At 44.3% G+C, this 20,756-nt stretch carries 16 protein-coding genes; 8 read left to right on the top strand and 8 right to left on the bottom strand.

The features are described from left to right. Positions 1-63: 63 nt before the first annotated feature. From GYK50_RS05845 to GYK50_RS05820, 6 genes are all read right to left on the bottom strand, one after another. Positions 64-846, bottom strand: coding sequence for an enoyl-CoA hydratase (locus GYK50_RS05845; RefSeq protein WP_071001713.1), 783 nt, complete (start codon positions 844-846; stop codon positions 64-66). A 32-nt stretch (positions 847-878) separates the two neighbouring features. Beyond that, complete coding sequence (locus GYK50_RS05840) at positions 879-2,039, bottom strand: acyl-CoA dehydrogenase family protein (RefSeq protein WP_071001714.1); 1,161 nt, start codon at positions 2,037-2,039, stop codon at positions 879-881. Positions 2,040-2,225: 186 nt separating this feature from the next. Continuing rightward, positions 2,226-3,710, bottom strand: a complete 1,485-nt coding sequence (locus tag GYK50_RS05835; RefSeq protein WP_071001715.1) for a CoA-acylating methylmalonate-semialdehyde dehydrogenase — start codon at positions 3,708-3,710, stop codon at positions 2,226-2,228. A 317-nt stretch (positions 3,711-4,027) separates the two neighbouring features. Then, positions 4,028-6,049 (bottom strand): propionate--CoA ligase, encoded by a 2,022-nt coding sequence (locus GYK50_RS05830; protein ID WP_420070477.1) that lies wholly within the window; start codon positions 6,047-6,049, stop codon positions 4,028-4,030. A 313-nt stretch (positions 6,050-6,362) separates the two neighbouring features. Continuing rightward, positions 6,363-8,033 (bottom strand): fatty acid--CoA ligase, encoded by a 1,671-nt coding sequence (locus GYK50_RS05825; protein ID WP_071001717.1) that lies wholly within the window; start codon positions 8,031-8,033, stop codon positions 6,363-6,365. A 307-nt stretch (positions 8,034-8,340) separates the two neighbouring features. Further along, a complete protein-coding gene (locus GYK50_RS05820; protein WP_265088265.1) occupies positions 8,341-9,495 on the bottom strand; it encodes an MFS transporter in 1,155 nt (384 codons plus the stop codon). 465 nt (positions 9,496-9,960) lie between these two features. Here GYK50_RS05820 and GYK50_RS05815 point away from each other — a divergent pair, with 465 nt between their 5' ends. Next, the gene (locus tag GYK50_RS05815) at positions 9,961-10,707 is read left to right on the top strand and encodes a hypothetical protein (RefSeq protein WP_212564447.1); all 747 of its coding nucleotides are present in this window, start codon (positions 9,961-9,963) and stop codon (positions 10,705-10,707) included. A gap of 88 nt (positions 10,708-10,795) precedes the next feature. After that, entirely contained in the window at positions 10,796-11,542 is a 747-nt protein-coding gene (locus tag GYK50_RS05810) for a hypothetical protein (protein WP_071001720.1), read from the top strand. Positions 11,543-11,749: 207 nt separating this feature from the next. Here GYK50_RS05810 and GYK50_RS05805 read toward each other — a convergent pair whose 3' ends face one another. Continuing rightward, complete coding sequence (locus GYK50_RS05805; protein WP_212564446.1) at positions 11,750-13,117, bottom strand: DASH family cryptochrome; 1,368 nt, start codon at positions 13,115-13,117, stop codon at positions 11,750-11,752. A gap of 162 nt (positions 13,118-13,279) precedes the next feature. Here GYK50_RS05805 and GYK50_RS05800 point away from each other — a divergent pair, with 162 nt between their 5' ends. Then, positions 13,280-13,528: a hypothetical protein gene (locus GYK50_RS05800; protein WP_212564445.1), complete on the top strand. Its 249-nt coding sequence runs from the start codon at positions 13,280-13,282 to the stop codon at positions 13,526-13,528. Positions 13,529-13,646: 118 nt separating this feature from the next. On the opposite strand, the gene GYK50_RS05795 is transcribed toward GYK50_RS05800, so the two are convergent. Beyond that, complete coding sequence (locus GYK50_RS05795; protein WP_212564444.1) at positions 13,647-15,131, bottom strand: aldehyde dehydrogenase family protein; 1,485 nt, start codon at positions 15,129-15,131, stop codon at positions 13,647-13,649. Positions 15,132-15,479: 348 nt separating this feature from the next. On the opposite strand from GYK50_RS05795, the gene GYK50_RS05790 reads away from it, so the two are divergent. The 5 genes from GYK50_RS05790 (at position 15,480) to GYK50_RS05770 (ending at position 20,508) form a co-directional block, all read left to right on the top strand. Then, positions 15,480-16,085, top strand: a complete 606-nt coding sequence (locus GYK50_RS05790) for a TetR/AcrR family transcriptional regulator (protein ID WP_212564443.1) — start codon at positions 15,480-15,482, stop codon at positions 16,083-16,085. A 282-nt stretch (positions 16,086-16,367) separates the two neighbouring features. Next, positions 16,368-17,579, top strand: coding sequence for an iron-containing alcohol dehydrogenase (locus GYK50_RS05785; RefSeq protein WP_212564442.1), 1,212 nt, complete (start codon positions 16,368-16,370; stop codon positions 17,577-17,579). Positions 17,580-17,853: 274 nt separating this feature from the next. Next, a complete protein-coding gene (locus GYK50_RS05780; RefSeq protein WP_212564441.1) occupies positions 17,854-18,903 on the top strand; it encodes an NADP-dependent oxidoreductase in 1,050 nt (349 codons plus the stop codon). 254 nt (positions 18,904-19,157) lie between these two features. Next, the gene (locus GYK50_RS05775) at positions 19,158-19,835 is read left to right on the top strand and encodes a type 1 glutamine amidotransferase domain-containing protein (RefSeq protein ID WP_212564440.1); all 678 of its coding nucleotides are present in this window, start codon (positions 19,158-19,160) and stop codon (positions 19,833-19,835) included. 43 nt (positions 19,836-19,878) lie between these two features. Continuing rightward, entirely contained in the window at positions 19,879-20,508 is a 630-nt protein-coding gene (locus GYK50_RS05770) for a glutathione S-transferase family protein (RefSeq protein WP_071003624.1), read from the top strand. Positions 20,509-20,756 lie beyond the last annotated feature (248 nt).

Here is a 20,756-nt window from a genome sequence, read left to right as displayed (position 1 = left end):
CCTACAAAGTTAAAAAGTTAAATAATGTCATGAGTGTTATGACCCAAGCATTTTAAGCAATGCTTATTTGTTTTGCCAATTGGGTTGACGCTTTTCTAAAAAGGCTTGCACCCCTTCACGCTGATCCATTGTGTCAAATAGCTTAACGAAAGCTTCACGCTCATGAATAAGATTTTGTGCAGGTGGCGTGTCTCTAGCCGCTTGAATCAGCGCTTTAGAATAACTGACGGCGACGGGTGATTGCTTAGCGACTTTTTTTGCCAAATCTTGAGCGGCTTGCAAACCTTCACCTTTTGCCGTGACCTCTTCAACCAGACCGATACGCAATGCGGTCTCTGCATCAACGCGCTCACCGCACAGTATCATGCGCTTGGCCCAACCTTCACCCACTAGCCAAGGTAGGTTTTGCGTACCGCCTGCACAGGGCAGTAATCCCACACCTGTCTCTGGCAGTGCCATCTGGGCGTGCGCTTCTGCGATACGGATATCACACGCGAGCGCACACTCCAGTCCACCGCCCATCGCATAGCCGTTGATGACGGCGATACTGACACCACGATAGGCAGACAGGGCTTCGAACGCCTCACCAAATGCAATCGCCATACTTATCGCACGGCCTTTATCACCATCTGAAAAATTGTTTAAATCTGCACCAGCCGAGAAGAATTTTTCACCATCTCCATGCACGATTAATGCGTAAACATCGTCATTGGCATTGAGATCTGTGATGAGCTGCTTAAGCGCATGCAGACTATCCATCGTCCACGTATGTGCAGGTGGATTGTTCAACGTCAATGTTGCGGTATGACCATCGATCGATAGCTGTAGATTGGTATAATCTGTCATAAAACATCCTTGTTTCAGTAGATCGAGATAAATTAGCGAAGTTGGCTTAGCCCTTCATCTTGCAAGACTTGACGTGAAATAATCACGCGCATGATCTCATTGGTGCCTTCTAAAATTTGGTGCACACGTAAGTCTCGTACATGACGCTCGAGCGGATACTCGTTTAAATACCCATAGCCGCCGTGCAATTGCAGAGCTTCATTGGCAACATCGAAACAAAGGTCGGTGGAGAGACGCTTGGCCATTGCGCAGTAGGTAGACGCTTGCCCATCATTGTTATCGACTTTACTCGCTGCAAGATACAGCATTTGCCGTGCAGCGATGGTCTGAGTCAACATATCAGCAAGTTTAAACTGTACCGACTGTAAGCTAGCAATTGGACTGCCAAATTGACTGCGCTCTTGTACGTAACTGGTTGCCGTCTCTAATGCAGCCTGCGCCGTTCCTACCGCGCAAATACCGATATTGATACGACCACCGTCTAGACCTTTCATCGCGATACGAAAACCTTGACCTTCTTCGCCTATCAGGTTTTCTGCTGGGACTTTGACATCTTTAAAGCTAATCGTTCGTGTCGGCTGTGCTTTCCAGCCCATCTTATGCTCATTTTTGCCGTATTCGATACCAGCACTATTGGCATCTACAACAAACGCTGATACACCTTTTGGCCCAGCACCACCAGTACGCGCCATCACCACCAATACATCGGTCGAGCCTGCGCCAGAGATAAAGGTTTTTTCACCGTTTAATACGTAGTAATCGCCTTGCTTCTCCGCTTTGGTACGGAGTGAGGCCGCATCAGAGCCTGCATTTGGCTCTGTTAAGCAATAGCTGCCAAGCCACTCACCGCTGACCATATTGGGCAAGTATTTTTTGCATAAGGGTTCGCTACCATACTCACCGATCATCCAGGCGGCCATATTATGAATGCTCATATAAGCCGCCACGGACGTATCACCCCATGCCAGCTCTTCGAATACCATTGCTGAGTCGAGTCTTGGCAGGCCCAAGCCATCATATTCTGGATTGGTGTATAGTCCCAAAAAACCAAGCTCACCCGTTTTTTTGATGATGTCCACTGGGAAATGCGAGGTGCGATCCCATTCAGCAGCGTTCGGTTTAAGCTCTTTTTGCGCAAACTGACGGGCTGTTTGACGAAAAGCAACTTGGTCATCGGTCAATGAAAAATCCATAGGGTCATCCTTGTTCTTATAGATCAAATAGAGGGCTTAAATCTCAGATAAACGTTAATAAAAACGCTGGTCAGAGATTTTATAGGACATTAGCGCTATATGATAACGGCATAACGATAATAAAATTGCGTTCAATAGTACCGCAAGTCGTATTAACGTTATACCGAAAATACAGTAATCCGACGATTAAATCGAAATCGTCGTGTTAACACCGCGGCTCGCTTCATCATCGAACCAACGTGCCGTCACTGTCTTCGTCTGAGTATAGAACTGTACGGCTTGCTTGCCATAAGGACCTAGGTCGCCAAGTTTACTGCCACGTGAACCTGAGAATGAGAACATTGGAAGTGGCACAGGTATTGGCAAATTAATACCGATTTGACCGACTTGGATATCTTGTTGGAATTTGTGGGCTGCCGCTCCTGACTGGGTAAATATCGCGGTACCATTGCCATGTGGATTGGCATTAAGCAGTGCAATTGCTTCGTCCAAGCTATCAGCGCGCATAATACACAGTACGGGACCGAATATTTCTTCTTTATAGATTTGCATGTCGCTTGTGACATTATCAAAAATAGTCGGCCCAACAAAGTTACCGTTCTCAAACCCTTCAACAGTAATTCCGCGACCGTCAAGTAGTAAACTTGCGCCCTCTTCTACCCCAGTTCCAATCAAATGCTCGACACGGGCTTTTGCAGCAGGAGAAATCAATGGTCCTAAATCTTTGTCATTTTTACCTGCTGAGACAACTAAACTTTCTGCTTTGGCTTTAATCTCGTCAATCCATTCACCAGCTGCGCCCACTAGCACGACCACTGACAATGCCATACAGCGTTGACCAGCGGCACCGAACGCCGCGCCCGCTAGCTGATTGAGCGTTTGCTCTTTATTGGCATCAGGTAAGATAACACCGTGGTTTTTTGCACCCATCATGCATTGGGCGCGCTTACCTGATTGGCTGGCACGCTCATAGACATGTTTACCAACGTTGGTAGAACCCACAAAAGAAACCGCTTTGATATCTGGATGATCACAGATAGCATCAACGGTAGCCTTGCCACCGTGCACTACGTTCAGCACGCCTTCTGGTACTCCCGCTTCAATCGCTAGCTCAACTAAGCGCATAGTCACCATCGGATCTTGTTCAGACGGTTTTAGGATGAATGTATTACCCGTAGCAATCGCCATTGGGAACATCCATAGCGGAATCATCGCGGGGAAGTTAAACGGCGTAATACCAGCACAAACACCGAGTGGTTGCCAAATACTATAAGTATCAACGCCTGATGCGACGTTTTCTACAAAGTCGCCGATTTGCAAATTGGCGATACCAGCGGCATGCTCTACCACTTCTAGACCGCGGAACACATCACCGCGCGCATCAGCAATCGTTTTGCCTTGCTCTGCGGTCAAGATTTCTGCCAACCCATCCATATGCTCGCGAATAAGTGTTTGATAGGTCAAAAAAATACGCGCACGTGTGGTGATTGGCGTTTTGCGCCAGGTTTCAAACGCTGTCTGTGCGGCGGCAACCGCTTGATTAATCTCATCATTGGTGGTTTGAGGGACTTTTGCGATGACTTCTTGAGTTGCTGGATCGGTGATATCAATCCATTCGTCGGTATTTGATTGTACGAACTGACCATTGATGAGCTGCTGAACGTGGTGCATAAGATATCCTTATCTTTTTTGCGAGACTACCGTGTGACGGTATCTGAGTATTCATTAAAAGTTAAGCGCTATAAATAGTTATTTGCAAAATATTTATAGAAAATAAAATTTTAAAATGATTTATTTTGTATCGTTATTGACTATAACAATAAATCAATTTTACGGTCAAGCGCTTTATCAAAATTTTCGCTAAGTTTGTTTTGTTAAAGGCGATTTATCCAAATAGTAGAAACAAAAAGCCCATGATTGCTCATGAGCTTCTAATAAGATCAACCTAGTTTTTAGGCGGAACCAACATATTTGCTAGCCTATACCAACTAATAATCCTTCATCGATTGCTTAATCGCATCAATAGCGGCTGGATTATCAAGCGTCGACATGTCGCCGGTAGGCCTGTCCTCTGCTAACGCCCGAATAGATCGGCGTAGGATTTTGCCAGAGCGCGTCTTTGGCAATGCCTGCGGGAAATAAATGGCCGCCGGCCTTGCAATACCGCCTAAGGATTTGACCACAGCACCTATGACTTGCTGCTCAATGCGGAAGCGGTTTTCGGTGGTTTCGACTTGCGATTGATCTTTTAGGACGCAGAACGCAATTGGTAGCTCGCCTTTTAGCTCATCTTGGATGCCTACCACAGCGCATTCTGCCATCTCTGGATGAGTACTAATTGCTTCTTCTATCTCTTGCGTACCTATTCGATGGCCTGCGACGTTTATCACGTCATCGGTACGCCCCAAGATGTAAAAGTAACCGTCTTCATCTGTCACTGCATAGTCTGAGGTAGAATACTGCTGGCCATCAAACAGACCAAAGTAGCTGCTGACAAAGCGCTCATCGTTACGCCATACCGTGGTGAGACAGCCAGGTGGTAGTGGCGCTTTAATCGCAAGCAACCCTTTTTCACCCGCCCTGCAAGGTTCACCTGTTTCCTCATTGAGGACTTTCGCTTCATAGCCATACATAGGATAGCCGGGCGAGCCCTGCTTGTGCAGTTTATGATTGAATTTTGGTGTATGGCTCAAGATCGGCCAGCCAGACTCTGTCTGCCAATAGTGATCTAGAATCGGTACGCCTAAATGCTGAGATAACCAATTAGCCGTTGACTCATCAAGCGGCTCACCTGCCAAAAAGAACGACTTGACACTAGACACATCGTAGCGCGTCATCCAGCTTTCATCTTGCTTTTTGAGCATACGTACGCCTGTAGGCGCCGTAAATAGAATATTAACTTTATTAGCTTCAACGATACGCCACCAGATACCTGGGTTCGGTAAGTGTGGTAAGCCTTCGTACATAACACTGGTCATACCCGCTAGCAGTGGCGCATAAATCGTATACGAATGCCCAACCGCCCAGCCAATATCTGATATCGCCCAGAATGTCTCGCCTGCCTTACCATCATAGACATAATCCATCGAGGTCGTCAGCGCGACTGCATAACCACCAGTATCACGTTGCACCCCTTTTGGTGTGCCAGTCGTACCAGAGGTATAAAGCAGATAGGACGGTGTGTTGGATTCAAGCCAAACTGGTGCCACAACTGCATGGGCCTCGCAGCTGTGACGTCGTTCAGTCGCATAATCGACGTCAACACCTCTCGGCTCAAACGGTAAAATACCACGATTGACAACTAATACATGCTCAGGCTTGGTTGCTGCTTGTTCAACGCCTTGATTGACGAGATTTTTATAGTTAATAACCTTACCATCACGCAGACTTGCATCCACTGTAATGACCATTTTTGCCTCAGCATCATCCATGCGGATCGCCAAGTTATGCGCGGCAAATCCGCCAAATACGACTGAGTGTATAGCACCAATGCGAGCACAAGCCAGCATGGCATATGCTGCTTCTAGAATCATTGGCATATAGATAATGACACAGTCGCCTTTGCCAATACCATGACGCTGTAGCACGTCTGCGAAGTAATTCACTTCTTTGTATAAATCATTATAAGTCAGGCGGCGCTTGGCATAATCTGTATAAAACTCAACGTTATTGCCCAGATCTTTAAACGAATCAACGACCGCTGGAAAGGTTTCTATTAACTCTTGATTGATCTCTGATGACACCCACACAAAGGCATCTTGCTCTGCACGGTCTGGCAGATGACGATCGACACAGTTATAGCAAAGATTGGTTTCACCGCCAACAAACCATTTCGCAAAAGGCAGATTGCTGTCATCGAGAATCTGCTCAGGCTCTTTATGCCAGTAGATGCGCTTTGCTTGCTCAGCCCAAAAATTCTCTCGAGCCATAATGGAATCATGATAAATATCCGCGAACGTGGGCACGTCTGCCGCTAGAGTAGAGACTGGGTGTTGGGCGTGGTCGCTCATAGTAGCTGTCCTTAGCATAAACGAGAAATGGGATAAGATTTTTTATAATCGGCGCATTGGTAAGTTGTTATTGCACTTGTATCGCGTGATATGATCTTTGTACGCGATTGGCTTTATCAACGCTACACTGTTGTGACTGCGGTAAACAATGTCCTGATAAATACTGGTCATCCTTGCCAGAATTAAAAAACCGATACGTTATGTATCGGTTTAAAATGTAGCAGAGCCCATCACAAAGGTCAACTGTTAAGCGTGCAACACGCATTACATTTTGATGAGCACAAGCGTTTTGACATTCAATCGATAGATAATATTATACTTGAGTTTGATTGGCATACATCTCACGCATGACTTTTTTGTCATGCTTGCCAACAGAGGTTTTTGGCAGTTCATCAACGAATTTAAATTGACTTGGCACGCCATATTTAGGAATGATACCGCGCTCTACCGCTTTTTCTGCAATGGCTTTAATATCGTCAGCACTGGTTTCTTGAGCATTTGGTTTTAGTACCACCAAAGCCAACGGGCGCTCGCCCCATTGCTTATCCCGAACGCCAATCACTGAGACATCCGCTACGGATGGATGCAGTGATAAAATCGTCTCAATCTCAAGCGATGAGATCCACTCGCCCCCTGATTTGATCACATCTTTTAGGCGATCAGTGATTTTAATATAACCATCAGGACGTATGTAAGCGATGTCTTGAGTGTGCATATAGCCACTCTCCCACAGCTCCTTACCAGCGTCGTCATTTTTGAAATAGCTTTGGGTCAACCAAGGTGCCCGTAGCACCAGCTCACCCGTATTCTCTTGACCCTTACCTACTGGTTTGTTGCCCTCACCCCATACTTGTGCATCGACCATAAGCACTGGCTTACCTGTCATACAGCGACGGGCGATGTCTTCATCTTCCGTCATTTCAGGCTCATTGAGACTAAATTCAGTCAGACTGATAAGCGGTGCCGTCTCTGACATACCGTAGCCGGTGTAAACTTCGATGCCTTGAGACATTGCTGTTTTTGCTAGCCCTTCGGTCAATCTTGAACCACCAATGATCATTTTTAGCCCATTAAAGCTGGCATCGCGATCTTGCGCCTCTTTGAGCACCATCTGCAAAATCGTTGGCACACAATGTGTGATACTCACCTTTTCATTGAGGATCAAATCCAGCAAGCTATCAGGCGCATAACGTCCTGGATAGACTTGCTTTAGACCCACCATCGTTGCTGTAAATGGGAAACCCCATGCGTGTACGTGGAACATCGGCGTCATCGGCATATAGACATCACCGTAGCTAACACCTTGCTTATTTGGTAGCATACCCAATGTTGCCGCTTCCGCTAGACTGTGCAGTACCAACTGACGGTGACTAAAGAAAACGCCTTTGGGATTCCCTGTCGTACCTGAGGTATAAAAGGTCGTCGCGATGGTATTTTCATCAAAGTCTGGAAAGTCAAAATGACTATCAGCAGCTTCTAGCAATGCTTCATACTCGCCTGTCACGCGGCTTTGATTACTGCCAAAAACCCCTTCAGCGGTCAAACCATTGTCGTCTAGCCAAATAATGTGCTCGATACTAGAATTTTCAAATTGATAGTCTTTGACCAATGGCGCAAACTCAGAGTTTAGCATCAGCACTTTAGGCTTGGCATGGTTGATGGTGTAGAGGACTTTTTCTGGTGATAGACGGATATTGACAGTTTGTAGAATGTACTCTGACATCGGTACCGCAAAATAAGACTCAAGATAGCGATTGCTGTCCCAGTCCATAACGGCAACGATGTCGCCTGCATCAAGGTTCAGGTCAGCAAGTACGTTTGCCAAGCGATTGATACGCTCAAACAAGTCCTTGTAAGTGAGTCGCTTTTTGTCCGCATAGACAATCTCTTGGTCTTGTGACACTGTTTTTGCACGGTTTAAGAGCTGCTTGACCAGTAATGGATAATCATAGGCAGAGGGGGCACCATGGTACATATTTGACATAGACCTAACTTCCTTGTTTGTCGCGCTTATAAGTTATAGATAGTAATAAATAAGTAGCAATAAGACATACTAATACAGAATGAACCGCTATAACCACACTATTTTTATAATATAGAGTCATTATTACTGTTGATAGCGTCCTGCTGAATACCAATCGGTTTTGGCGCAGTAAAAGCAACAAGCTTCACTGACCGCAATAAGATTGAATACCTCTTTGATAGTAAGAAAAAACCATCACCATGTAAAGCGACCTTACATTACGTATCATAAGACGGGTAACCAAACATAGATAATACCTGATATACCGTTAAGTGGCGCGTCTTGTCGTTTTAATCATCCCAAAACTGGCTATCAAGAGTGCCAATACCTGAACAAACAATAACAACCATACGGTAAGAGACCACTGCCCTCGCGCATAGGCTATACCACCCAGCCACGCTCCAAGTGTACCGCCTGTGTAATAGCCCATGTAATATAAGCCTGATGCCAATGATCGACCTTTTTTGACATTAACAGCAATATAGCTGATGGTCGCTGACTGCGTAATAAACACACCAGATGACATAACAGCAAGTCCTATGATTACCCCCCATAGTGGGGTCACCAAGGTCAACAGAACTCCAATCATGGAGATAATGATGGCTACCCGAACCGTACGTGCTGAGCCAAACCGGCGCAGCAAGGTCGTTGATAGTGGCGTAATAATCACACCAAGCAAATACACGGCAAAAATATTGGCGAGCGCACCTGTACCAAGCTCATAAGGCTTATCCGCCAAATGTAAGTTGATAAAAGTGAAGCAGCCTACAAGGGAGAACAGCACACAAGCGCCAAGCAGACAAGCGGTCACCACATAACGATTGGTGACATGCTCACCTAACGTCTGTATCGCTGAGCGAAAATTAGGATTGGCCTCAAAGTGACGAGACGATGGTAGCATCTTGCCAACCCATATCGCCCCCAACAAAGTCATCGCTGTCATCACATAGTAACCGTCACGCCAGCCAATCAATTCATGCAAATGCCCCATCAAAAACCGGCCCATAAAGCCGCCAAGCACGCTTCCTGACACATAAAAGGACATCAGATCAGTCATTGCTCGGCCCTCAAACTCCTCACCGATATAAGCAATCGTCACCACCGTAATACCGGGTACAGAAAGTCCTTGCATAAAACGCCAAATACCGACCCATTCAATACTCGAGCTTTGGGCAATCAGCGCTGTTGGTATGGCCAAAAATAACAAAGCACCGACGATAAAGGATTTGCGCCCGACGGCATCTGAGAGCATACCCAAAAATGGTGACATGATGGCAATGGCCAATACAGTAGCGCCAACGATCATGCCCGCTTGCACTTCCGTCGCAGAAAAGTCCACCATCATGACTGGCAGCACGGCTTGGATAGAGTACACCTGTAAAAAAGCAAACATACCAATCAGGCCAATCGTGAGCTTTAATATCCACGACGTAGAGTGACTGGATGAGGCTACTGTCTTTGGTGCAAAATTTTGATTTTTATCTTTAGAATTATTCACAAGGGCGCTTACTATAATTGATTATGCTATGACAAGGAGGCGTCATTGGCTTGGATAATGAAAGAATATAATGTGAAACTATGAAGGAGGTGCACAGCCATACAGGATATCTATTTATCATAATGACCAGAAAAGCATGTTAGCACACCAACCGATATACTCAGGTTTAAATGTGTTATTGGCGCTTGGTTAGACTCTCCATTTAGAATAAAGAATTGGATCTATACCCTCAATGATGACATGTACCTAACAACTTTTTATTTTTACACATCTACATTGCTTATATCTTTTCTATTACAGACTTTACGCGCTCAAAAATCAATAATCATAGGGTGCTACCTATCAATAAGCAAAATAATTGAACAACTAAACGATTAAGGAGTCATGTCAATGAATGATGAGATTTACGATTTAGGTGCAGGATTTTGGAGTATTCGAGGGTCATTTATAAAAAACGGCATTATGGATATCGGCGTCCAATGTGCGCTTATAAAGCTATCATCAGGCCGATTTATTTTTTTGGACAGCTATACTTTAAAAGACGAGGTTCGTCAGCAAGTGATGGCATTGACCAATGATGGTCAAGATGTCGAAGCCGTCTTAAATGTTCATCCATTTCATACGATACATTGTGCGCAAATGGCTAAAGACTTTCCGCAAGCCACGTTTTACGGTAGTAGTCGACACCCAAAACAAGTACCAGAAGTAAGCTGGGCAGAGGATTTGGTCGAAAGCGATGCGGTCGCTGAGCGTTATCCTGAGCTGAAGTTCTCCCTACCTCAGGGCATCTACTACATCGCCCCTGATGAGTCAGTCCATGCAAGCTCACTATTGGTCTATCATCCTGCCAGCCAAAGTATATATGTCGATGATACGTTTGAGATACCACCTTCTAAGCTGTTTGATGCCGTACAGCCAAACCTAGGTTTACACCCCACCACCAAACAAGCACTAAAAGATGAGCCCGACGCTGGCAAAGCCTATTGTGATTGGGCGATAGATCTTGCACACGAATGGCGCAGCGTACATCATTTTTGCGGTGCACATTCAGGATTAGTCGTATTTGAAGAAGGCCAATTTGAAGCAGCGTTATTATCTGCTATTGATAACGCGCGTAGCGAGCTTGAGGCAAAATAACGACTCTAAGAAAAATGTAAAATATAAAAATTTCGACAAGAAAAACAATCACTTGTTGATTCAATCTATTACATAAGGAAAACGATAAATGTCAGATAAAATTCATGATTTAGGGGCAGGATTTTGGAACATACGCGGGTCATTCCGTATCGGCGGTGTGATAAACATTGGTACCCAGTGCTCACTGGTCAAGCTATCCTCAGGACGCTTTGTATTTTTGGACAGCTACGCCTTAACAGGTGACGTTCGAGACGAAGTCATGGCGCTCACCAATAATGGTCAAGATGTCGAGGCGGTGCTAAACGTTCATCCATTCCATACTGTATATTGTGCGCAAATGGCAAAAGACTTCCCTCAAGCCACGTTTTACGGCAGTAGTCGCCATCATAAAAAGATACCAGAAGTGCGCTGGGCTGACGATTTGGTAGAGAGTGATGCAGTCGCTGAGCGCTACCCTGAGCTTAAATTTTCAATGTCAGAGGGCATTTACTATATATCGCCTAATGAGATGATTCATGCAGGCTCCTTGTTGGCCTATCATCCTGCCAGCCAAAGCTTACACGTTGATGATACGTTTATGAGTCCGCCCATCAAGCTGTTAGAAGCGGTATTGCCTGAGCTGATATTGCACCCTACCACCAAAAAAGCACTCAAAGACAAGCCAAATGCAGGCGCACAATATTGCGACTGGGCAACCAACCTAGCACATGAGTGGCGCGATGTTCGAAATTTTTGTGCCGCACACTCTTATCTTGTTAGGTTCAAAGACGGTGAGTTTGAGAAGGCACTGATAAAAGCCATTGATAAAGCTCGACCCAAACTTATCAAAGCCTAATCTCTTCTTATATTGATATCGCGTAATGATAAAAAAGGGACTAAGAGATAGCCCCTTTTTACCGCATGCTTATTAAGTCGCATGAGAGTAGTCTGGCGGTCGCTATCTGTATACTCTAGTATCGCTATGTTTAATGCAAAAGAGCATGATGTGTCATTGAAGCGCTGCCACGACTAAAGAGACAACCAAGATAGTGGTCGCTTATGATTAGCTGTCTTGTTTTAATACCCCTTGCCACTGATGGATAAACTCACCGTTTGGATCATATTGCTGGGTTTGTTTATCAAGATTGAACTGCCGACATCCTCTTGGATCCGCCCCCACACCTGCTAGATATTGCCAATTCCCCCAGTTACTGGCGACGTCATAATCGATAAGATGCTGCTCAAAGTAAGTCGCCCCATAACGCCAATCAAGACCCAACTCATGGACAAAGCAACTGGCGACTAACTGTCGTCCACGGTTTGACATATATCCTGTTGCCTTCAATTGGTTCATACAGGCGTTGACAATAGGATATGCTGTATCACCATTTCTCCATTGTTCTAATTTTTTCTGATCCAGTTGGGTTGATGGCGTGTGCTGACCAATACCTTTAAACCAGAATAATTTTTGCTGATGGGTGACAGCGTACCAATAAAAATATTCACGCCAAAGCAGCTCAAACCATATCCAATAAGTGGAGTCATTTGCGATGACATCACGCTCATAATGGCGCAGTCGATTCAATACGGTGTTGATAGACAACGAGCCGTTAGCCAGCCAAGCAGAAAATTTTGTGGAATGCGTCCATTCATCAAGCGCGTTTCGTGTGATTTTATAAGTACTTGGCGCGTCGGAATTGAAATAATTCTTTAAGTGATTTAGCCCGTTCGACTCACCACCTTTGAAATTAGGCGCTTGCTGTTTTTGTTGGGAGATTGCCTGCGCATTATCTTCGCCTGCTTTAAAGAAGTACTCGCACCTATCCACCAGACTCTCAGGTATTGGGGCCAATCGCTCTGGCGTCGCACAAATAGTGATGTCTTGTGCTGCATGCAATAAATCATAATCTGCTTCAATTTTTTTGCGGAACTGCGTAAAGCTTTTGGGCAAATCATTTAGCGGTAATTCATCAAACAAAGTAACCGTTGTCTCAATATGCCAACATATCTGCGGATGTTTATTCTGCAGTAGCGCATAGACTTGGTTTTGATAATAGTCGTCTGTTTTACTGACACAGATATCTGTCACCTGCTGCGCCTCAATGAGCTCATTCAACTGCATGAAGCTATTCGGTGACGTTGGGGTTTTGTGTAGATGTAGCAACTTGTTGCCAAGTAGCTCTAATGATGTATTTAAGTCCGCCAAACTCTCTTGCAAAAATTGCTGGCGGGCGACGCCCATCGTGTCATAATGATAAGCAGCCTGAGAGTTTTGATTGTCCAATATATCCATCAAGGATGAGGCATAAACCAGTAATAATCGCCCATCACGTGAGAGCTTGGCGGCTTTCGATAACGTGGCATTGTCCATCACTCGCAGGTCATTGTGAAAGAGAACCAATACATTTTTACCAGATAGCTGATGGGACATGGCATAAACCTCTTATTGTTCGATAGCTTTTAATTAGGGCGTGTTGACTCATGGCATTAATAACCTACTAGCAAGGTAGTAATTATCCAAGCTAAAATCTACTTATCGCCATTGACTCTCATGCTCCGGACTGCTTAAATGGCCTACATCTAGGAGAATACCATGACTCAAAATAATACTACGACTGAAGAAAATAAATCAGACGAGAAACGTAAACTTATCAATCGTTTCTTGATGAGACTGACGAAAGAGCAGCCACAAATGTATTACGCCACCACCTCTGAAATATCTCGGAGCATCCATACCATGATAAAAGAACATACCAATCGCTTGTCAGTAGAAGAGCAAGCGCTGGTCAGACGTATGAGTATCGAAGAGATTGAAGGGTTACTAGGCTTTCATGCCAGATAGATGACTAGATTAAAAGCCAATTGTAATATAAGTAGGTTCAAGCACAACCATCGAACATCACAAAAAAAGACCGCTATCGAAGCGGTCTTTTTTTATTATTTATCGTAGTGCAATGCTATTAGAACGGATACTGACGTGGCTTGTTTTGCATTGAAATCCAATGCGTTCTGGTGAACTCTTCTAGTACCCATTCACCATTAAAGCGACCGATACCTGAGTTTTTCTCACCACCGAACGGCGTGTTACTTTCGTCGTTCACTGAGATGTCATTGATATGGGTCATACCTGCTCTGATACCACGAGCGAAACGTAGACCTTTTTGCATATCAGCAGTGAATACCGCACTAGATAGGCCATACATAGAGTCATTGGCGATTGATAATGCATCATCTTCGTCTTTAGCACGAATGATACCAACCAATGGTCCAAACACTTCATTACAGGATAGATCCATCTCGCGAGTGACTTCAGTAAAGATATGCGGCGGTACGACTTGGCCTTCAATCTCACCACTGAGTATCATTTTCGCGCCTTCGTCCTGCGCTTTGGCGATTTTATCTTTGAGCGATTTGAGTTGTTTTTCGTTGATGATAGGGCCAATAGCCGTATCTTGCTTGCTTGGATCACCGACATTCAATGTTTTGACATGTGCCAAGAAACGCTCTACGAAGTCATCATATATCTCGTCTTCCACGATAACCCTATTGATCGCGATACAGATTTGGCCTTGATGCAAGAATTTACCAAAAGCAGCGGCTTTGACTGCTTGCTCAATGTCAGCATCCTTGAGTACCACAAATGGACTGTTGCCGCCAAGCTCAAGCGCGACTTGTTTGATATACTCACCGCCATTTGCTAGCTCACCGATGTGCTGGCCTACTGAGGTTGAGCCTGTAAATGATACTAAGCTTGGCGCTTTGTGCTCGACGATGGCATCGCCTATCTCACTGCCGGAGCCGACCACGACGTTTAATAAACCTTTTGGCAGACCCGCTTCTTCAAATACTTTTGCCAGTAACAAACCGCCAGTGATGGGTGTGTCGCTCGCAGGCTTGAGCACCACTGCGTTACCGAGTGCTAGGGCTGGTGCGATAGAACGCTGGGTTAAATGCAGCGGAAAGTTCCATGGGCTAATGACTGCTACCACTCCGATGGGCTCGCGATAAATAAAGTTTTCTTTGCCAGGAGTATTAGAGGGACGAATCTCACCGTGTACGCGGTTAGGAAAAGACGCTGCTTCAAGCGTGATGGCACGTGCCGAGCTAAATTCAACCATGGCTTTAATGCGTGTACTGCCCGACTCTTTGATCAGCCAATCGACGATTTCTTCTTGGCGCTGATCTAGGATACTGACTACCTTATACATAACAGCTGCACGCTCAGCTGGCGTCGTTTTTGCCCATTTGGCTTGCGCTTGGTCGGCAGCATCGTATGCTTCATCAAGCTGGTCTTTAGTCGCTTGCTGAATTTCTACAATCGTATCGCCATTGTAGGGATTGGTATCAGTATTAATGCTATCATCTTTACCTTTTTGCCATTCACCGCCAATGAATTGCAAATGAAAATCGCTATAGGCATTACTGCTATTATCATTGCTTGACATAATTATCCTTATTTTTGCTTTGTTATATAAAAATTTATTTTCAGTACTTTGAATAAAATAGTTGAAGCTGTCTTATAGGTAAGATACTCACAGTTATGGTTAAATCACAAATTGACATAAATTAAAATCGAAAATTTATGATAACTGATAAGAACAAAACCTACCTTGATAGACGACTGGTCTAATGCTACCATAGATATTAGTAAAACAGGATTATTTTTTCAGCCAATATTGTCGATAAAACGTAACACATATAAATATATAGCATTAGAATATGCCATCGACATGACGCTCAAATGAAACCTGACGACCCTATTACTACGATTATCAAGGGAGAAAATTCTATTTATGTCTAATATCACAGACACTGGCACCACACCCGATACCAAAGCTCATTTGCTTGCCACTGGTTACCAATTAATAGCCAAAAAAGGCTTTACCGCTGTCGGCCTCAAACAAATCTTAGACACAGCTGGCGTGCCTAAAGGCTCTTTTTACCATTATTTTGCCTCAAAAGAAGCCTTTGGTGAGGCCATCATCAATCATTACTTCAGCTTATATAAAGCTCGTCTTGATATCATCGATGCACAAAATGTGAGCGCCCAGCAAAAGCTATATGATTACTTCCAAAACTGGTACGACACCCAGCAGAACGGCTGTGATCACGAGAAATGCTTGGTAGTGAAGCTAAGCGCAGAAGTGGCTGATATATCAGAAACCATGCGTAAAGCACTTGATACCGGCTATCAACAAACGACCATGTGGCTCGCCGAGCAGATCAAGGCAGGCTGGATAGATGGGTCTGTACCTCGCCACGATAATATATCAGCTGAGAGTATGGCCAAACGTTGGTATTTCGCGTGGCTTGGTGCCAGCCTAATGGCTAAGATCAGCCAAACGAATACGCCCCTAGCGGAAATTTGGCAAATGACGACGACTCAGATGGGACGTTGATAATAAGATAATAAACAGTAACGTTTTCGGTATTAGAGCTCCCTAAATTGGGGGCTTATGTTTGCGCTCACACATCATATTGTTATTTAAAAACCCAATGCTTGATAAAAACATTGTATGAGAGTTTTGTAATCATTTATAAACAACCACTAGACGACTGGTCTAATTGGTGTACAATGCGCATCAAGCATTTAGAGCAAATATAAAATAAGTATTGCTTACCACTCATTGTTTAACGTCAACATATTTGACGGAACCATTTTTATCAACATTAGGAATTTTATGAATAACTTTCAATATTACAATCCAGTCCGCATCGTTTTTGGTGAAGGTCAAATCGAACAACTATCAGACCTAGTCCCTACCGATGCTCGCGTACTTATTACTTATGGTGGTGGTTCAGCACAGCGTACTGGTACTTTAGATGAAGTAAAAACTGCATTAGCGGCAAGCGGTAACCGTACTGTATTTGAATTTGGTGGTATCGAAGCTAACCCAGAATTCACCACACTATTAAAAGCAGCCGATATGGTGAATGAGCAAAACATCGACTTCTTATTAGCAGTCGGCGGTGGTTCTGTGATTGATGGCAGTAAATTTGTGGCACTCGTATCTTCATTAACTGAAGAAGATGGTACGGTCTCACGTGATCAAGCTTGGGACGCGCTAACGGGCTATTGCAAGAACATCGATTCTGCTATTGACCTAGGTGCGGTATTGACCATCCCAGCAACGGGTTCTGAGATGAACTCAGGCGGCGTGATTAACTATAGCGAACGTCAAGCAAAACTACCATTTGGTAACCCACTGGCCTTCCCTAAATTCTCAATCCTAGATCCAGTAAAAACCCTTACATTACCTGAACGTCAGGTTATGAACGGCGTTGCTGATGCCTTTGTCCATGTGATGGAACAGTATCTGACTTATCCAGTCAATGCCAAGGTTCAAGACGCTTTTGCTGAAAGCTTGCTCAAAATCCTTATCGATGAAGGCCTAGTGGTTAAGCAAGATCCAGAGAACCTAGAAACACGTAAGAACATTATGTGGACAGCGACGATGGCATTGAACGGCCTGATCGGTACTGGTGTGCCACAAGACTGGACAACCCATATGGTCGGTCATGAGCTTACGTCTTTGCACGCTATCGATCATGCACGTACCTTGACCATCGTCTTGCCATCAGTCATGCGTGAGCTAAAAGAAAGCAAAAAAGAAAAACTACTCCAGTATGCTCGTAACGTATGGAACATCACTGATACTGACCAAGACGACGATGCCATCATCGAAACGGCCATTGTCTATACTGAAAACTTCTTCCGCGAACTTGGCTTGCCAGTGAGCCTAGAAGACGTCGATTTGACTGAGTCAGCGATTGATCCAATTATCAAGCAACTCGATGCACATAACATGGTCGAACTTGGTGAGCACGGCAAAAACGATTTGGACGTCTCACGTCGTATCTTACAGCGTGCTGTAACTAGCAAAGCGTCTTAATAAGCGATATAGCAAGAACTGTCAGAAGAATTATAAGAAAAATCGCGACAGTAACAATAACTACATAACGTTATGCTATTTATAGTAGTTGTAGTCAATCAATATTAAAAGTGGTACAAGGCAGACGAGTGCAAGTACTACAGTAGTAGGCTAAACGAGTCTAACGCTGTAACACTTTAATAGTGGTTCGACTATATTCAATTCAATACTGAGTAGTTACTACATCTAATACCTCTATAATAATGACAATGAATAAATATAAAGGAGTCCTACTATGAGCTTCGATAAAGAGCAGCATCAACAAACCAACCGTCAAATCAAACTTGCCAGTCGCCCGAACGGCGAGCCAACCGCTGACAACTTTGATCTGACAACCAGCGACATCCCAACGCCAAACGATAACGAGATGTTATTACGCACAGTATATCTGTCATTAGACCCATATATGCGTGGACGTATGAGCGATGCAAAAAGCTACGCTGACCCATTAGCAGTCGGTGACGTCATCATGGGTGGCACAGTCGCGCAAGTGGTTGAGTCTAATATCGATAAATTTGCTGTCGGTGATTTGGTCATATCAAATTCCGGCTGGCAGGACTACAGTGTCAGTGATGGCGAAGGCGTCCTGAAACTGGACGAAAACATGGCAAACCCTTCTTATGGTTTAGGTGTGTTAGGTATGCCCGGCTTCACTGGTTACATGGGTCTGACTGATATCGGCAAACCACAAAAAGGCGAAACGTTAGTTGTCGCTGCAGCCACTGGACCTGTCGGTGCTACGGTCGGTCAAGTGGGTAATCAATATGGTCTTCGCACTGTTGGTGTAGCAGGCGGGAAAGAGAAATGCGATTTCGCGGTCAACGAGCTTGGCTTTGACGTCTGTATCGACCACAGAGCCGATGACTTTGCTGAGCAATTAAAAGCGGCCTGCCCAGATGGTATCGATATCTATTATGAAAACGTCGGTGGGCACGTGTTTGATGCGGTCATGCCATTATTAAATGATCATGCTCGTATTCCCGTATGCGGTCTGGTCTCACAATACAATGCAACCGATCTACCTGATGGCAAAGACCGCCTAGGTCAATTGATGGGACTCATTCTCCGTCAGCGTCTCACGGTCAGAGGCTTCATTATCTTTGAAGAGTATGGCGACCACTTCCCAGAGTTCTTAGAAACCATGAGCAAATGGGTAGAGTCAGGCGACGTCAAAACCAAAGAATACATCGCTGATGGTTTAGACAATGCACCAGAAGCCTTTGTCGGTATGTTAAACGGTGATAACTTTGGTAAAACAGTGGTTAAGGTCTCTGACGTTCAGTAACTTATGTTAAATAATTGACTGTTAAATAATTGACGATAGGTAATAACTATTGTTAACAACAACTTAACAACACAACTTGCTAAAATCACTACTGAAAGTTACGTCTGAAGCAGGAATAATATTAGCGGTCACCACTTATTATACTGATAACGTTTTGGTCATCTGGCTTTTCATTTGAATGAATCCCCTATCAATAAAAATGTGGCTGTCAATAATTTGCTTTACTCACATATAAACAATAAATAAGGATAATCATGAATATTTTAATGGTACTAACCTCACACGACCGTCTAGGCGATACTGGTAAAAAGACAGGATTTTGGCTAGAAGAATTTGCAGCTCCCTACTATGCATTTCTTGATGCAGGCGTCAACGTAACCTTGGCCTCGCCTGCTGGCGGTCAACCACCACTAGATCCTAGTAGTGACACAGAAGACGCGCAAACCAAAGATACTAAGCGCTTCAAAGAAGACAAAGACGCTCAAGAACATTTGGCTAATACCAAAAAACTTGCTGATATGAAAGCGGAAGATTTTGATTCAGTTTTCTACCCTGGCGGTCACGGCCCATTATGGGATTTGGCAGTAGACAAAAACTCTATCAATCTGATTGAGTCTTTTGTTAAGCAAGATAAGCCTGTCGCGTTTGTTTGTCATGCACCTGGCGCGCTTAAAAACGTGAAAGTTGATGGCGAGTACTTAGTAAAAGGCAAAACAGTCACAGGCTTTACCAACTCAGAAGAAGATGCCGTTGGTCTAACAGACGTAGTACCGTTCCTAGTAGAAGACGTATTAAAAGCTAATGGTGGTAACTACGAAAAAGCGGCCGATTGGGAATCGTTTGTCGTGGAAGATGGTTTATTGATCACTGGTCAAAACCCAGCATCTTCAGAAGAAGCGGCTACGCGCCTTGTTGCCAAGCTAAAAGGTTAGGACTCAGAAACCGATAAATCAAGCCATGCCTAAGGTCGATATTATGATTCGCTTACATCATCTTAATCAATCACGTTCATTACGTACGCTTTGGCTTTTAGAAGAGCTAGGTGTGCCCTACGAAGTTGTTAGTTACCAACGTGATGCCAAAACTCATTTGGCACCGGATTCTTTAAAAGCGGTGCATCCACTCGGTAAATCTCCAGTTATCGAGATGGACGGCCAAATTTATGCTGAATCAGGGGCCATTACTGAGTTACTGATTGAGCGATTTGCGCCCGAGCGTCTACGTCCTGCGACAGACAGCTCGGACTATGGGTATTATCTACAGTGGATTGACTTTGCAGAAAGCTCGCTGATGTTGCCATTAATGCTTGAACTATTTACCAAAAAAGCAGGCATTGATGACAATGAGTTTTTGAATGGCTATATCGATAGAGAAAAAACCAGATTGTTTGAATATCTGGATGCTTCGGTTGAAGGTAAGTCGTTCATTGTGGGTGATAAACTAAGTGGTGCTGATTTTATGCTGTCATTTGACTTAATCATTCTTGCTAAGCGCCAAAAGCTTGACGCGTATCCAAATATCAGACAGTATGCCGAACAGCTGGCTCGTCTTGATAGCTATCAGCGCGCTATGCAGCTAGAGGCTAAGTACGATCAATCTGTTTAGCATTGCATCATAATTGACAGACCAATTTTCCGATACACACAAACAGCTCTGTATAGAGCTGTTTTTTATGCGTGCTTTATTTTACGATTGCATGAATAACCATCGAATTATAGTCATCAATGTTACATAAGAAAATTAAGCTGTAGAGCAAATAAATTGCTCAGCACCATCCATCAATTACGTGTCGATGACAAAAGCACGATAAAATTTATGATAAAATCCTTTCTGAATTTTCTGGGTTATCTTTC

It is taken from the genome of Psychrobacter pacificensis (genome assembly GCF_018336615.1).
Lineage (GTDB): Bacteria > Pseudomonadota > Gammaproteobacteria > Pseudomonadales > Moraxellaceae > Psychrobacter > Psychrobacter pacificensis.
Note: the sequence above shows the minus strand (reverse complement) of the source record. Positions and strands in the feature narration are given on the sequence as shown.